Origin of the sequence: Leisingera sp. ANG59 (assembly GCF_013317235.1) — a bacterium.
Classification (GTDB): Bacteria; Pseudomonadota; Alphaproteobacteria; order Rhodobacterales; family Rhodobacteraceae; genus Leisingera.
Genome location: NZ_WLCM01000042.1, coordinates 17,038 through 31,803, shown reverse-complemented (window position 1 = coordinate 31,803; position 14,766 = coordinate 17,038). Strand labels below are relative to the sequence as shown.

Sequence of the window (14,766 nt, the reverse complement as noted above, 5' to 3'; positions counted from 1 at the left end):
CTTCTGGATCGCGTAACTCATCACTGCGCAATCATCGAGACAGGCAACACGTCATACCGGTTCGCACAGAGCAAGCGACGCAGAAAAACATAAACGTCGCGCAAGCAAAGGCCCCAGACGGACTCGCTATAGGAGGGCGGCCCGCCTGGGGCCTTTGCGCCACAAGGGGTGGGTCAAATTCAAACGCTGAAACCGGGTCAGTTTTGAACGCTCATTGACAATCTTCGGCTCCAACCCAAAAGCCGTTCTGCCCTTGGTGCGGGACCAGGGCCTTGGCAAACCGGAGCTCCTGGAACGGCACCAGCATGTGCTGGGGCTGCGGGACATTAGCATTGACATGCAAGCCGGGGAAATCTCCGTGATCATGGGGCTGTCTGGATCTGGAAAATCAACCCTCATTCGGCACTTGAACCGCCTGATCGAGCCAACTGCTGGAGAAATCCTGTTGGATGGGCAGGATGTCATGGCTCTGGACTCGGTTAGCCTCCGCGGAAAGCGGCGCACGTCCATGTCCATGGTGTTTCAAAAATTTGCCCTACTGCCACACAAGACTGTACTGGAAAATGCGGCAACTGCTTTGCGTATTCAGGGAGTCGAGCGGGAAAGACGGGAGGCAGAAGCGCGCAAATGGCTAGATCGGGTCGGCTTGTCCGGGTTTGAAAACCGCTATCCCAATCAGCTTTCAGGCGGGATGCAGCAGCGTGTGGGCATCGCTCGGGCGCTGACCGCAGATACCGATATCATGCTGTTGGACGAAGCATTCTCGGCACTTGATCCGTTGATCCGAACAGATATGCAGGATCTGCTTCTTGAACTTCAAACTGAACTGCACAAAACGATCATCTTCATTACACATGACCTGGATGAAGCGCTGAAGCTTGCCGACCATCTGGTGATCCTCAAGGACGGCGCTGTGGTACAGCAAGGCTCCCCGCAAGAGATTGTGATGAATCCGGGCGATCCATATATCGAAGCATTTGTCGGTGACATCAACCGCGCGCGTGTTCTGCGGGCCGGAACAATTGCCGTTGCGGAGGCGCCGTTGGGAACCGTTGTCGGAGAAGTCGACTGGCAGGACACTCTTGAAACTGTCATCAAAACAGCAGGCGGGCGCGCGGATGTCTCGGTAAGTGTCCTCCGAGAGGGGCAAGTCGCTGGTAAGATCGAAATGCGTGATTTGATGCTGGCTTTGGTTCCCTATGACTCCAACAGAAACAGCCCGGAGGTCCAAGGTACGGCAAGCGCATCAAGCGTAGCGTAGCCGGGACGTTCAGTTTTGAGTTGGCCCAAACGGTTGCATGATACCCTTGCAACTACTGCTTCTTCCCGCGCCACGGCCAATCCAAGCCCGCCCAGGAGAACCGCCTCTGCTTTAGCAACCAGTCATTCACACATGACGCAGAAAGCTGTTAAAGCTTGTTTTCATATGTCCGGCTACATGACCCTGTATATCTATGAAAACAGCTCCGAAATGTGGATACCCGAATGACTGGTTTCTTCCTGAAGTCGTTGACCTCAGGAAAATTCCTAGCGCAGACAGGATCAACATGCCAGCCTCTACAACCGCCCACACCTTTTAATTTCGGCTTCGGGGCACTGATGATGTGCAGCAGGTGAAGTCATGTTAAGTGAAACGATCTGGGTAGGTGCAGTTGTTGCCTCAGTTAACGTGACATCAGCCTATATCACCTGAGCTGCGATGCCGGGTCAGGGAAAACCGGCGCGGAGAAATTCCAAAGGCTTCCTTGAACCTTTTGGAGAAATGCGATGCGGTTGCAAATCCACAGGCTGCGGAAACTTCGGGAATGCCCAGGCTCGTCTCAGCCATTAAGGATCGGGCGCGGTGAAGTCTTAGCATCATCAAGTACTTTCTTGGTGTCGTCGACAGGTACTTGCTGAACAGTCTTTCCAACTGCCTTCTGGAAATCTGAAACTTGGCTGCAATGTCATCAAGCTCAATGCTGTCGTCCAAAAACATTTCCATATGCTCGACGATTTGGACCAGTTTGGTATTGCGGATGCCAATTGTCGCGGCAGCACTTGCCTTTTGCGGTTCCGTTTCCGAACGCGGTGTTTGAAGTAAGCACATGTTTGCCACCATACCAGCGAGTTCTTTTCCGTAGAGCTGGCTGATTCGGTCGACCATCATGTCAGTTGCCGCGAGCCCGCCTGCACATGTCCAGATCCGATTGCTTATATGGAAAAGCTGCTCAGTTGCTTGCAAATCTGCGAACTTCTCACGGAACGCAGGCAGATTTTCCCAATGAAGCGTAAAAGCTGATCCTTTCAAAATTCCGGCCCGGGCCAGAAGATAGGCGCCGGTGCAGATCCCGCCGACGGTCTGCCCGCGCCGCCAAAACATCCGCAGCCTGTCGGCCGTTGAGGTCGCGAAGGAGTGGTCCGGAAGAATTCCGGAACAGACGAGAACAATTTCGTCGGGCAGGACTTCCTTCAGCGCTCCGTCAACGCCGACCGGCACGCCGTTGGAACAGAGGACGGGATCGCCGCTCTCGGAAAGACACCGCCATCGGAACAATTCCTTGCCTGTGACCTGATTTGCGATCCGCAGCGGTTCTATGGCCGAACTGAACGCGTTCATCGACAAATTGGGCAGGAGGACGAAGACAAAGCTCTCCGTCTTAACTTCCTGGCGAAGCTCGCAAAAGGCGATGCCATGGGGTATCCAGTTGCGGGTCATGGTCTTTGGGTTGTCCTCAGTTTACTGGCTAAGCCCTGCACTTTGTACTCCGCATCGTGCGCCGGGATGGCCGGGTTGCGCTAGCGGACGATCTGCCCCGGAAAATTTCCGTACCCGACACGCGCCAATCCAGTTGCCCATGAACTGTGGTGCCCGTTAGACACCCGATCCTGGCTGCCAGCATTGCCGACGCTTCTGGTCCTGTGCGGACGCCGAAATGCTGAACGGTGCATTTGCTGCTGACGGGTGCTGCGAGCCCATTCAATGCGCTCGGTACGGCAACCTGCCGCATCCTTGAAACGGCCGTAGAGACCGCTGTCCAATCCCTGCAAATTCATGGCTTCTTCCTTTGGGAGTTCTTTGGAAGGTGTAGGTTTTTGGAGTGTTGCAGGAAAATAAGGAGATATTTACACGAGAAGGACGTGTGTTTTACTGAATTGGACATACCATGACCGATCTCCACCGCCCACTCCTGTTCCGGATCATTGTCACCCCAAACTTCAACATGTCCGCAACTATGGGGTTTGCGGATCCGTTCAGGGCCGTGAATTACCTTGAAGGGGTCACCCGCTTCCGTTGGGAATTTGTGTCCGAAAACGGCGGCGAGTGCCTGTCATCAAACGGTTTCAGCATCCTGACCCGGCCGCTGAAGGACGTTGCCGCGGAAGACGCGGACTTTCTGATCGTGTCGTCCAGCTGGACGCCCGAGGCCTATAGTTCTGCCGCCATTCAATCGGCATTGCGGCAGGCGGCCCGCCGCAACGCCACGATCGGGGCAATTGATACCGGCGCTTTCGTGGTGGCGCAGGCAGGCTTGCTGAAGGGGCGGCGCGCGACGGTGCATTACGAGCATATGGACGCGTTTCAGGAGCTCTACCCGGATACGGAGCTGAGCGAGAATCTTTATGTCTTCGACGGGAACCGGATAAGCTGCTGCGGCGGCGTGGCAGCGGTCGATTTTGCGCTGCACATCATCCAGGGCACACATGGCAGCGCTATGGCAAATGCCGCCGCACGCTACATATTCTTTCCGGCTTTGCGCGAACGGGGGACATCGCAGAACCCGCAGGAGTCCGAACCCTTGGGGATAACCGTCCCGGCCCCGGTCCGCAGGGCCATCAAGGCAATGGAAGACAACCTGGAGGACCCGCTGCCGATTTCGGAGGTCTGCACGCATGCAGAGGTCTCCCACCGCCAGCTGGACCGCCTGTTTGCCCGCTACCTCAACAAGACTCCTGCGCTTTACTACCGCGACATCCGGTTGGACCGGGCGCGCGGCCTGGTGACACAGACATCCCTGTCGATGGCGGAAATCGCCTTTGCGTCCGGGTTTTCCAGCCAGGTGCATTTCAGCCGCGCCTATAAGGCCCGGTTCGGCCTTCCCCCAATCAAGGACAGAATCGAAGGGCGCATCCCGTTCGAGTTCCGTGCCTGGCCGATGCACCGAAAAACAGACAGCACCTAAGGAATTGGTCCAACCAAGTTAAGCGCGCGACCAACTGTGTCAGGATTTCGGAGGTGACTGGCGCGATCTTTGGTTCAGAACGGCAGGGTTTCTGCCGGTCAAAGCTTTTACCCAAGTGAGGTTCGCCATGACGGAACTGCCCTCCGCAAAACAGTTTGAGCAGATCAGCCAAGGTTATGACAAAAGCAGCGCCTCGCGCTCGCTATCGCTCCACAAGGATGCCTATGTGAGCCAAGCCTGGCACACCGTGGACCTGCGGGGAATTATTGCAAAGACATGGCAGTGGGTTTGCCATGTCGAAAAGCTGCGTGAGCCGGGGTCCTATGTGACCATCGATATTGCCGGCCACCCCATTGCGATCGTGCGCGACCGGGACCAAGGCCAGCTGCGAGCGTTTTACAACGTGTGCAAGCACCGAGCCCATGAACTTTTGAACGGTGAAGGCAACATCACCCGCATCATGTGCCCCTACCATGCCTGGGTCTACAAACTGGACGGCCAGTTGGTCCGCGCACCGCACACTGACAACCTGGAAAGCTTCAATCCCAAAGAAATCTGTCTCGATGAAGTGCAAGCAGAGGAGTTCTGTGGCTTCATCTACGTGAATCTCGATCCAACAGCGCCCTCGTTGAAGGAGCTGACCGGCGACCTGGAAACAGAAATCAAGCATTGGGCGCCGGATATCGAGAGCCTGACCCACGCCCACCGGCTGACCTACGACATCAAGTCGAACTGGAAGAACGTGGTCGACAATTTCCTGGAGTGCTATCACTGCCCGACCGCGCACAAGGATTTCTGCGAGCTGGTGGACATGGACACCTACAAGGTGACCACGCACGGGATCTATTCCAGCCACATGGCGGATGCGGGCAACAGCCCCAACAGCGCCTATGACGTCTCCAACGCCACGGTGAAAACCCATGCGGTGTGGTGGCTGTGGCCGAACACCTGCATCATGCGCTACCCCGGCCGCTCGTCGATGATCATCCTCAATATCATCCCGGCGGGACCGGACCGGACGCTGGAAACCTATGACTTCTTTTTGGAGGAGAAAACTCCCAACGAGGCCGAGAAGGAGGCGATCCGCTATCTGGACGAGGTCCTGCAAGTCGAGGACATCAACCTGGTGGAGAGCGTCCAGCGCGGCATGAACACCCCGGCCTTCACCCAAGGACGGATCGTGAACGACCCCGACGGCTCCGGGAAATCGGAACATGCGGTGCATCACTTCCACGGGCTGCTGCTGGACGCCTACGCCCGCGCTGCGGAATGAGCGCCACCCTCTGCCCGGTCACTGCCGGCCGCAAGCCGATGTCTTTTGAACCTCCGCCCCGGGGCGGAGGGTTCCATGTGCCAAGACAAAGACACCGGCCTGTCTGGGAGGACAACAATGCCGACACGCCCCAATATCGTGGTGATCATGGCGGACCAGCTGGCGCCGCAGTTCTGCGGTGCTTATGACCACCCCGTTGCCAAGACCCCGCACATCGACGCRCTGGCGGCGCGCGGGATGCGGTTTGACGCCGCCTACTGCAACTCGCCGCTGTGCGCCCCCTCGCGGTTTGCCTTCATGTCAGGGCAGCTGATCAGCCGCATCGCCGCCTATGACAACGCATCCGAATTCCGCGCCACGGTGCCGACATTCGCCCATTACCTTAAAGCGCTAGGATACCGCACCTGCCTGTCGGGCAAGATGCATTTTGTCGGCCCCGACCAGAAACACGGGTTCGAGGACCGGGTGACCACCGACATCTACCCCTCGGACTTTGCCTGGACGCCGGATTGGGAGGCTCCAGACGAGCGCATCGGCAAGTGGTACCACAACATGCAGACGGTAAAGGAAAGCGGTGTCGCGGTGGCCACTTTCCAGACCGATTACGACGACGAGGTTGGCTTTGCCGCCCGCCGCTGGCTGATCGACCGGGGCCGGGCCCGTGCTCACGGGGATGAGGCGCCGTTCTGCATGGTTGCGAGCTTCATCCACCCGCATGACCCCTATGTGGCGCAGCCGGAATGGTGGGATCTCTATTCCGACGATGAAATCGATCTGCCGGGCTTCGTGCTGGCGGCAGAGGAGCAGGACCCGTTCTCGCGCCGGGTGATGGACGGGATCGAGGCCAGTTCTGTGCCGCTAAGCGAGGAGGAAGTCCGCCGCGCCCGCCGCGCCTATCTGGCCAATGTCAGCTATTTCGACAGCAAGGTCGGCCAGATGGTGAAGACGCTGGAGGATATCGGCGAGCTGGACAACACCATTGTCATCGTTACCGCAGACCACGGCGACATGCTGGGCGAGCGCGGGCTGTGGTACAAGATGAACTTCTTCGAACATTCCGCCCGGGTGCCGCTGATCATGGCCGGGCCGGGGGTGGCGCAGGGCAGCGCGCCCAATGCCTGTTCGCTGGTCGACATGCTCCCCACGTTCCTGGACATAGCCGGCGGCGGCAGCTCGATCCTGGGCGAACCTGTCGACGGGCGCAGCCTGATGCCGCTGGCCCGCGGCGGCACGGATGAAACCGACCTTGCGATCGGCGAATACTGCGCCGAGATGACCCCCTGGCCGGTATTCATGATCCGCCGGGGGGCATTGAAATACATCCACTGCGACGTTGATCCGCCGCAGCTTTTCAATCTGGCAAAGGACCCGCAGGAGCGGGTGAACCTGGCGGCCGATCCCGCTTATGCCGACACAGTTGCAGGGTTTGCCGCCGAGGCTGCAGCGCGCTGGGACAGCGCCGCGCTGCGCCGCAACGTGATGGCCACCCAGAAATCCCGCCGCGCGCTGCATGCGGCGATGGAGGCCGGGGCGGGGGAGCATTGGGATTACAACCCGCCGTCGGACGCCAGCCAGCAGTATGTCCGCAACCACATGGATTGGACCGAGGCCGCAGGCCGTTACCGGTTCCCGCCTCTGAAGGAAGGCCAGTGATATGAAACTTGAAGGCAAGACCGCTCTGGTCACCGGCGGGCGCGGCGGCATCGGCCGCGCCATCGCGGCACGCTTCCTGCGCGAAGGCGCCGCCGTCTATGCCGCCGATCTGACGCCTGAGGGCTCGCTTGCGGCGCATGACGGTGACGGCAGCCGTTTCGTGCAGATGAACGTAGCCGACGAGACTGCGGTTCAGGCGGCGATGGCGCGGGTGCAGGAGGAGCGCGGCAAGCTCGACATTCTGGTCAATGCGGCGGGGATCGAGATCGAAAAAACCATCGAGGACACCACGCTGGAGGAATGGAACCGCAGTTTTGCGGTCAATTGCACCGGCACCTTCCTGACCTCGAAACACGCGCTGCCGCTGCTGCGGGCGGCGGCGGCCTCTGGCAGCCCGGCCAGCATCATCAACTTCGGCAGCTATGACGGGTTCATCGCCGATCCCGGCCTTGCCGCCTATTGCGCGACCAAGGGCGCGGTGCATGCGCTGACCCGCGCGATGGCCTGCGACCACGGCCCCGAAGGCATCCGCGTGAACGCGGTCTGCCCCGGCTATATCGATACGCCGATGCTGCAGAGCTTTTTCACCGGCGAGGGGTCGGGCGGCGGCGGCAAGACCATTGATCAGCTGCAGCAGGCGGTGCGCGACGTGCATCCGATGCGCACCTACGGCACGCCCGAGGACATCGCCAATCTGGTCAACTGGCTGGCCTCGGACGAGGCGCGCTATGCCAGCGGCCAGCTGTGGGTGCTGGACGGCGGCCTGTCGGCCCAGGTGCAGCAGATGAAGCTTTAAGAGGACACTGACATGGCCAAACAGAAATCCGTCATCATCACTTGCGCCCCCACTGGCGGCATCCACACGCCGACCATGTCGGAGCATCTGCCGATCACCCCGGACCAGATCGCCGCGGCCAGCATCGACGCGGCAGAGGCCGGAGCGTCGATCATCCATCTGCATGCCCGCAACCCGGACGACGGCCGCCCCGACCCGCGCCCGGAGCTGTTCATGGAGTTCCTGCCGCGCATCAAGCAGGCCTCGGATGCGGTGATCAATGTCTCCACCGGCGGCGGCCTGGGGATGAGCCGCGAGGAACGGCTACGCGCCGCGGTCACAGCCAGCCCGGAGATGGCCAGCATGAACATCGGCTCGATGAATTTCGGCATCTTCCCGATGAAGGACAAGTATTCCAACTGGAAACACGCCTGGGAGCCCGAGTTCCTGGAGATGACGCGGGACTTTATCTTCCGCAATACCTTCGCCGACATCGAATACTGCCTCAAGGAGCTGGGCCAGGGCCACGGTACCCGGTTCGAGTTTGAGTGCTACGATCTTGGCCACCTCTACAACCTCGCCTGGATCCGGGATCAGGGCTGGATTGAGGGGCCGGTCTTTGTGCAGATGGTGTTCGGCATCCTGGGCGGGGTCGGCGCCGATCTCGACAACCTGATGCATATGCACACCATCGCCAACAAGCTGTTCGGCGATGATTACGAATGGTCGGTTCTGGCGGCCGGGCGCCACCAGATGCCCTTCACCACCCAAAGTGCCCTGCTGGGCGGCAATGTCCGCGTCGGGATGGAGGACAGCCTGTATATCGGGCCGGGCGAAAAGGCGGTGTCCAGCGCGCAGCAGGTCAGAAAGATCCGCAGCATCATCGAAAACCTCGGCCTGGCAGTCGCCACCCCGGCGGAGGCGCGCGCGCGCCTGGGGCTGAAGGGCGGCGATCAGGTCGCGTTCTGACAGGGAGGGAAACATGCAGACAAAAATGCTGATCAACGGCGAGATGGTGGAAGGCGAAGGCCAGCCTATTGCGGTTGTCGATCCCGCCACCGGAGCGGAGATCTGCGCCATCCGCCCGGCTTCGGCAGAGCAGGCCGGGGCGGCGGCCGCGGCCGCGCATGAAGCGTTCCAGACCTTTGGCCGCACAAGCCCCGCCGCGCGGGCCGAACTTCTGGGAAACATCGCCGATGTGCTGGCGCAGAACATCACCGAACTGGCGGAGCTGGAGAGCCTGGATGCGGGCAAGCCCTGGCCCTCGGCACTGGAGGACGAAACCCCGCTGACCTTGGACACATTCCGCTTTTTCGCGGGGGCCGCGCGCACCATGTCCGGGGTGGCGGCAGGCGAATATGCCGAGGGCCACACCAGCATGATCCGCAAGGACCCTATCGGCCCGGTGGCGGCGATTGCGCCCTGGAACTACCCGCTGATGATGGCGGCGTGGAAACTGGCGGCCCCGCTGGCGGCGGGCTGCCCGGTGACGCTGAAACCCTCGCAGCTGACGCCGCTGTCGACCCTGCGCGCGGCGGAGCTGATTGCGGAAGTGGTGCCGAAGGGCGTGGTCAACGTGCTGCATGGCACCGGCCGCGGGATCGGCAGCCTGATGATCAACGACCCGCGCACCGAGGCGATCTCGATCACCGGTTCGAATGCCACGGGCGCCGAGGCAATGAAGGCCGCCGCCCGCCAGATCCGCCATGTGCATCTGGAACTGGGCGGGAAGGCGCCGGTGATCGTGTTCGAGGATGCCGACATCGATGCGGTGGCGGAGACCGTGCGCTACGGGTCGTTCTTCAACGCCGGGCAGGACTGCGCCCAGCCCTGCCGGATCATGGTTGCGGACAAGATTTACGACAAGGTTGTAGCGGCCATTACCGAGCAGGTGAGCCGGATCAGGACCGGCGCGCCCAAGGATGAAGGCACCGAGATGGGGCCTATCATTTCAGCCGCGCAGCGCGACACGGTGGCGGGGTTTGTCGACCGCGCCCGTGCGTCGTGCGAGGTGGTCACCGGCGGCGGCGCGATTGACGGGCCGGGGTTTTTCTATGCGCCCACGGTTCTGGCAAATGTGGACCACAGCGCCGAGGCTGCCACGACCGAGATTTTCGGTCCCGTCGTCACCATCTCGCGTTTCAGCAGCGAGGAAGAGGCGCTGCAGGTGGCCAATGGCGGGCGGTTCGGCCTTGCCTCCTCGGTCTGGACGCGGGACACAGGGCGGGCGATGCGGATGTCCGCGCAGCTGCGCTACGGATTCACCTGGGTCAACACCCACGGCGTTGCAACGCCGGAAATGCCCTGGGCGGCGATGAAATCCTCCGGCACCGGCTGCGACATGAGCGTCTATGCGCTGGATGCCTATACCGCCGTCCGCCACGTCATGATTGCACACGGATAGGGAACCATGAGCCAGCATACAGTTATCATCACCGGCGGGACCCGCGGTATTGGCCGCGCAATCGTTGACCGCTTTCTGGCCGATGGAGCCAATGTCGTCACTTGCGGCCGCGGGGCGCGTCCCAAGGATCTGCCGGATTCGGTGGTTTGGGAAACCGCCGATGTCTCCAGCCCGCAGGATGCGGCCCGGTTGCTGTCGGCGGCGAAGAAGGCGTTCGGTCCGGTGACGCATCTGGTCAACAACGCCGGTGTTCAGGTGGAAAAGACCGTCGCAGGCAGCAGCGACGACGATTGGGACCTGGTGATGAACGTCAATTGCCGCGGTGTGTTCAACATGTGCCGCGCCGTGCTGCCGGACATGTGCGGGCACGGTGGCAACATCATCAACATCGGCTCGATTTCGGGCATGGTCGCGGATCCCTCGATGGCGCTCTACAATGCGTCCAAGGCGTGGGTGCACGGGCTTACCCGTTCGATCGCCGTTGATCACGGCCCCAAAGTACGCTGCAACGCGATCCGCCCCGGCTGGATCATGACAGCGATGGCTGAAGAGGGTTTTGCTCTGGCAGATGACCCGGACAAGGCGATGGCCGATGCGCTGGCCCGCCATCCGGTGGGCCGATTTGGCAAGCCGGAGGATATCGCCAACATGGCGGCCTGGCTGGCCTCCGATCAATCCGCCTATGTGTCGGGCGAATGCTTCACCGTGGATGGCGGCATGACGGCAGCCTCCCCGCTTAATCCGGGATTGTTTTGATGGAATTTGCTCATACCGCCTGCCTCGGTGGCGGGGTTATCGGTGCCAGCTGGGCGGCACTGTTTCTCGCCTCTGGCCGGTCCGTTGCCATGTTCGACCCGGCGCTTGGCGCCGAAAAGGCTGTGCGCGAATATGTCGAAATGGCCTGGCCCACGCTGACCGAGCTCGGACTGACCGGTCACGGCAACCCTGACGCCATCAGTTTTCACGACAGTGCGGTGCAAGCCGTGTATGGCGCCGCTTTCGTTCAGGAAAACGTACCTGAACGCTTGCCTGTCAAACATGCCACCTTTGCTGAAATCGAACCAGTTCTGGATGCCGAGGCCATCGTGGCCAGTTCGGCTTCGGGCCTGACACTGGGCCAGATGCAGGGCGGCTGGCAGGATCCTTCCCGGTTTGTGCTTGGCCACCCCTTCAATCCGCCGCACCTCATTCCTCTGGTGGAGGTCATGGGCAATGACCGTACGTCGGGCGGCGTTGCCGAGGCTGCCGAGCGGTTCTACCAAGCGGTTGGGAAGGTCACGATCCGCGTTAACAAGGAAAAACCCGGCCACGTCGCCAACCGCCTGCAGGCCGCGATCTGGCGCGAGGCGATCAGTCTGGTGATGGAGGGTGTTGCCAGCGTCGAAGACGTCGATAAGGCCGTTTGGGCCGGACCCGGGCTGCGGTGGGCGGCCATGGGGCCGACTATGCTGTTCAACCTTGGCGCCGGAGAGGGCGGCCTGCGGGCTTTTTGCGACCATTTCAGCGACACTTTCAACGGCTGGTGGGACGATCTTGGCCAAGTCCAACTGAACAGTGAAGTCGCCGAAACCTTGATCAAGGGTGTCAACGAGGAAGCCCGAGGGCAGACCCCGGCGGAATTGTCGGCCAGGCGCGATGCCCTGATCCTCGCGATGCAGAAGGCCACCGCTGACCTGCGCGGCGGTGCCTGAAAGCCACACAGAGAGCCCCTATCGCGGAGCGATTTAGTGCGTGAGCGCTTCTCAGGCGCCAGGCAACGCCCCGCGCCACTCAAATGACTCGCATGGCGTCTGAGAAACCTGCACCGAAGCGGACATCCTGCCGGGTCAGTTACCCCCCGCCATTGCGCGGAGGCGATGGCGGAGCTGTATCTTGCGAAAGAAATGGAGCTTGAAATGGACGAAAATCTGCAAGCGGCTGAAAGCCGGGTGGTGGTGATCGGAGCAGGCCAAGCCGGTTTTTCGGTCTGTTCCAAGCTGCGTTCCTTGGGGTTCAAACAACAAATTACCTTGATAGGCGGCGAGCCTCATCCGCCTTATCAACGCCCGCCATTGTCCAAGGCATATCTTCTGGGCGGCGTGCCGGTGGAGCGTTTATATTTCCGCCCCATCAGTTACTACGCGGAGGCCAACATTGACCTTCACTTGTCTGCCTCTGCAGTGGCAGTAGACCGGGACCGCCGTAGTGTGCAGCTGTCTGATGGTGCGGTCATTCCATTCGACAAGCTGGTGTTGGCGACCGGGGCAGAACCTGTCACTTTGCCCGCTGAGATTAGCGGAAACCTCGAGGGCGTGCATTATGTTCGAACGCTCCAGAATGTTGACCGGATGGGCTGTGACATACGACCGGGCCGCCAAGTTCTGGTTGTAGGAGGCGGCTATATCGGGTTGGAAGCGGCGGCTGTTGCTGCCAAATCCGGGATGAAAGTTACTCTGGTCGAAGCGTCTAGCCGGATTCTTCAGCGTGTAGCGTCGAATGAGACTGCCAGACATTTCCGTAATTTGCACCGCGAGAATGGTGTCGAAATCAGGGAAGGCACTATGTTGCGGCGGCTCTGCGGAGACAGTGGCCGGGTGTGTGCTGCTGAACTATCCGATGGCAGCTGTGTTGACGTTGACTGCGTTATTGTGGGCATTGGCATCCGCCCCAATCAGTCGCTGGCCGAAACGGCTGGACTGGAGGTGGAAAACGGCATTTGCGTTGACGAATATTGCCAGACGTCCGACCGGAATATCTTTGCAATTGGTGACTGTGCTGCATTTCCGCATGAAGGTACCAGAATTCGCCTGGAAAGCGTAGGCAACGCCATTGATCAGGGAGAAGCGGCAGCCAGGGTGATTTGCGGTGACCTGGCGCCATATCGCGCAAAGCCATGGTTCTGGTCCGATCAGTTCGACACGAAACTTCAGATCGCCGGATTGTCTACCGGCTTCGACCGGGTGGTGAAACGCGGTGGCAGCGATGGCGGCCATTCCCTTTGGTACTATTCCGGCAACTGTCTCATTGCCGTAGATGCGATTGATGACCCTCGGGCTTTCATGGCGGCCAAACGGCTGATCGAAGCGGGAAAGTCACCAGACGCCAAAAGGGTAGCCAACCCGGAAACCGATCTGAAGGCTTTACTTCGCTGATCAAGGCCTGCTTGGCATTCGGCCGCCCGCCAAGCCCTACGAGAAGCGCCGGCAACAGATCGCGTCGTCACGGTATGGGGCGGTAGGTCATCCATGCATTAGGTAACCAAGCGCATTCGGGCGCTGGCGAATGACATTCGGCTCCACGCCGACGAACCCGGTAAGGCAGGATAAGATCCTGATCAGATTCATGCTTGAAATCTGGATTTTCCTCGGAAGCTTCACATATTCGCTTGGCCGGCCGGTAGGGGCGGAGCAAAGATAGGAAGACGGTTCATTGCATCGGCTCCCTATATAGAGTGCACGTTGCTGATTTGAACTGGTGGTTCGGACGCCGATGGTTTGCGTGGCACCAGCGCCCGGACGAGCGTTGTCATATCCAGAACTCCAACCGGCGTGTCACCTTCAAGTACTTTGTAGCAATAAGAGGTCTCGCCATTGGATTTGGCGATTAGTTTTTCCAGCGTGTCGCTGGATTGAACTTCGCCGTGAAAGCGCCCTTGACGCAAAGGTTCCATAATTGAGTTCACCCGCAGAACGCGCGCTCGGTTAATATCGCCTACGAATTCTTCGATATATGGATCTTGCGGATTGAGCAGAATGTGCTGCGGATCGCCCTGCTGTATCACCTCGCCGTCTTTCAGGATAACCAGATGGTCGGCCAGTTTTAATGCCTCATCCAGATCATGGGTGATGAAGATGATGGTCTTGTGCAGTTCTTCCTGTAATTCCAGCAACAGGTTCTGCATATCAGTGCGGATCAGCGGGTCAAGCGCTGAGAATGCCTCGTCCATCAGCATGATGTCCGTCCCGGCCGTCAGGGCGCGGGCAATGCCGACCCGTTGCTGCATTCCTCCTGAGAGTTGCGAGGGGTAATGATGCTCATACCCTCCGAGGCCCACCCTGGCGATCCATTTGCGTGCCTCGGTTTCCTGCTCCTTTAGGTCGTGACCCTGAACGCGAAGCGCCATGGTAGTGTTCTGCAGGACGGTCTGGTGGGGCAGCAGAGCGAATTTCTGAAAGACCATTGCCATGCTTCGACGCCGAAGGTCGCGCAGTTCGGTCTGAGTCAGCGCGGTTACGTCTTGGCCATCGACCAGTATTTCGCCGGCCGTGGGTTCAATCAGCCTGTTGATGTGCCGGATCAATGTGGATTTTCCAGAGCCTGATAACCCCATCACCACGGTTATCTCGCCGGCCTGCATATCGACGTTGATGTTGCGCAGCCCAAGGACGTGGCCATGTTTGGCGAGCAAAGTCTCCTTGTCGGCACCTGCATGAACGTGTGCCATCATTTGCTTGGATTTCGCGCCGAAGATTTTGAAAACTTCACGCAGGCGGACTTTCGGCGTCTTTGTCACAGCTTG

12 protein-coding genes are annotated in these 14,766 nt (G+C 60.0%); 10 read left to right on the top strand and 2 right to left on the bottom strand.

Annotation, left to right across the window (positions count from 1 at the left end; translation table 11 throughout):
- The first annotated feature begins 214 nt into the window (after positions 1 to 214).
- On the top strand, positions 215 to 1,261 hold the full coding sequence (locus tag GKC28_RS22125; protein WP_174149155.1) for a glycine betaine/L-proline ABC transporter ATP-binding protein: 1,047 nt from the start codon (positions 215 to 217) through the stop codon (positions 1,259 to 1,261).
- Between the two features lie 414 nt (positions 1,262 to 1,675).
- Here the strand turns inward: GKC28_RS22125 and GKC28_RS22120 are convergent, their stop codons facing one another.
- Positions 1,676 to 2,698, bottom strand: a complete 1,023-nt coding sequence (locus GKC28_RS22120) for a GlxA family transcriptional regulator (protein WP_174149154.1) — start codon at positions 2,696 to 2,698, stop codon at positions 1,676 to 1,678.
- 448 nt (positions 2,699 to 3,146) lie between these two features.
- Here GKC28_RS22120 and GKC28_RS22115 point away from each other — a divergent pair, with 448 nt between their 5' ends.
- The 9 genes from GKC28_RS22115 (at position 3,147) to GKC28_RS22075 (ending at position 13,399) form a co-directional block, all read left to right on the top strand.
- Entirely contained in the window at positions 3,147 to 4,163 is a 1,017-nt protein-coding gene (locus tag GKC28_RS22115; RefSeq protein ID WP_174149153.1) for a GlxA family transcriptional regulator, read from the top strand.
- 127 nt (positions 4,164 to 4,290) lie between these two features.
- A complete protein-coding gene (locus tag GKC28_RS22110; RefSeq protein ID WP_174149152.1) occupies positions 4,291 to 5,436 on the top strand; it encodes an SRPBCC family protein in 1,146 nt (381 codons plus the stop codon).
- A 117-nt stretch (positions 5,437 to 5,553) separates the two neighbouring features.
- Positions 5,554 to 7,089, top strand: a complete 1,536-nt coding sequence (gene betC, locus GKC28_RS22105; protein WP_217434182.1) for a choline-sulfatase — start codon at positions 5,554 to 5,556, stop codon at positions 7,087 to 7,089.
- Position 7,090: 1 nt separating this feature from the next.
- On the top strand, positions 7,091 to 7,885 hold the full coding sequence (locus GKC28_RS22100) for an SDR family NAD(P)-dependent oxidoreductase (RefSeq protein ID WP_174149150.1): 795 nt from the start codon (positions 7,091 to 7,093) through the stop codon (positions 7,883 to 7,885).
- A 12-nt stretch (positions 7,886 to 7,897) separates the two neighbouring features.
- Positions 7,898 to 8,833 (top strand): 3-keto-5-aminohexanoate cleavage protein, encoded by a 936-nt coding sequence (locus GKC28_RS22095; protein ID WP_174149149.1) that lies wholly within the window; start codon positions 7,898 to 7,900, stop codon positions 8,831 to 8,833.
- Positions 8,834 to 8,846: 13 nt separating this feature from the next.
- Positions 8,847 to 10,268, top strand: a complete 1,422-nt coding sequence (locus tag GKC28_RS22090; protein ID WP_174149148.1) for an aminobutyraldehyde dehydrogenase — start codon at positions 8,847 to 8,849, stop codon at positions 10,266 to 10,268.
- Positions 10,269 to 10,274: 6 nt separating this feature from the next.
- On the top strand, positions 10,275 to 11,024 hold the full coding sequence (locus tag GKC28_RS22085) for an SDR family NAD(P)-dependent oxidoreductase (RefSeq protein WP_174149147.1): 750 nt from the start codon (positions 10,275 to 10,277) through the stop codon (positions 11,022 to 11,024).
- On the top strand, positions 11,024 to 11,959 hold the full coding sequence (locus GKC28_RS22080) for a 3-hydroxyacyl-CoA dehydrogenase NAD-binding domain-containing protein (RefSeq protein ID WP_174149146.1): 936 nt from the start codon (positions 11,024 to 11,026) through the stop codon (positions 11,957 to 11,959). The genes GKC28_RS22085 and GKC28_RS22080 overlap by 1 nt, the downstream gene beginning before the upstream one ends.
- Positions 11,960 to 12,163: 204 nt before the next feature.
- Entirely contained in the window at positions 12,164 to 13,399 is a 1,236-nt protein-coding gene (locus GKC28_RS22075) for an NAD(P)/FAD-dependent oxidoreductase (protein WP_174149145.1), read from the top strand.
- 290 nt (positions 13,400 to 13,689) lie between these two features.
- Here the strand turns inward: GKC28_RS22075 and GKC28_RS22070 are convergent, their stop codons facing one another.
- On the bottom strand, positions 13,690 to 14,760 hold the full coding sequence (locus GKC28_RS22070; protein ID WP_174149144.1) for a betaine/proline/choline family ABC transporter ATP-binding protein: 1,071 nt from the start codon (positions 14,758 to 14,760) through the stop codon (positions 13,690 to 13,692).
- Positions 14,761 to 14,766: the final 6 nt, after the last annotated feature.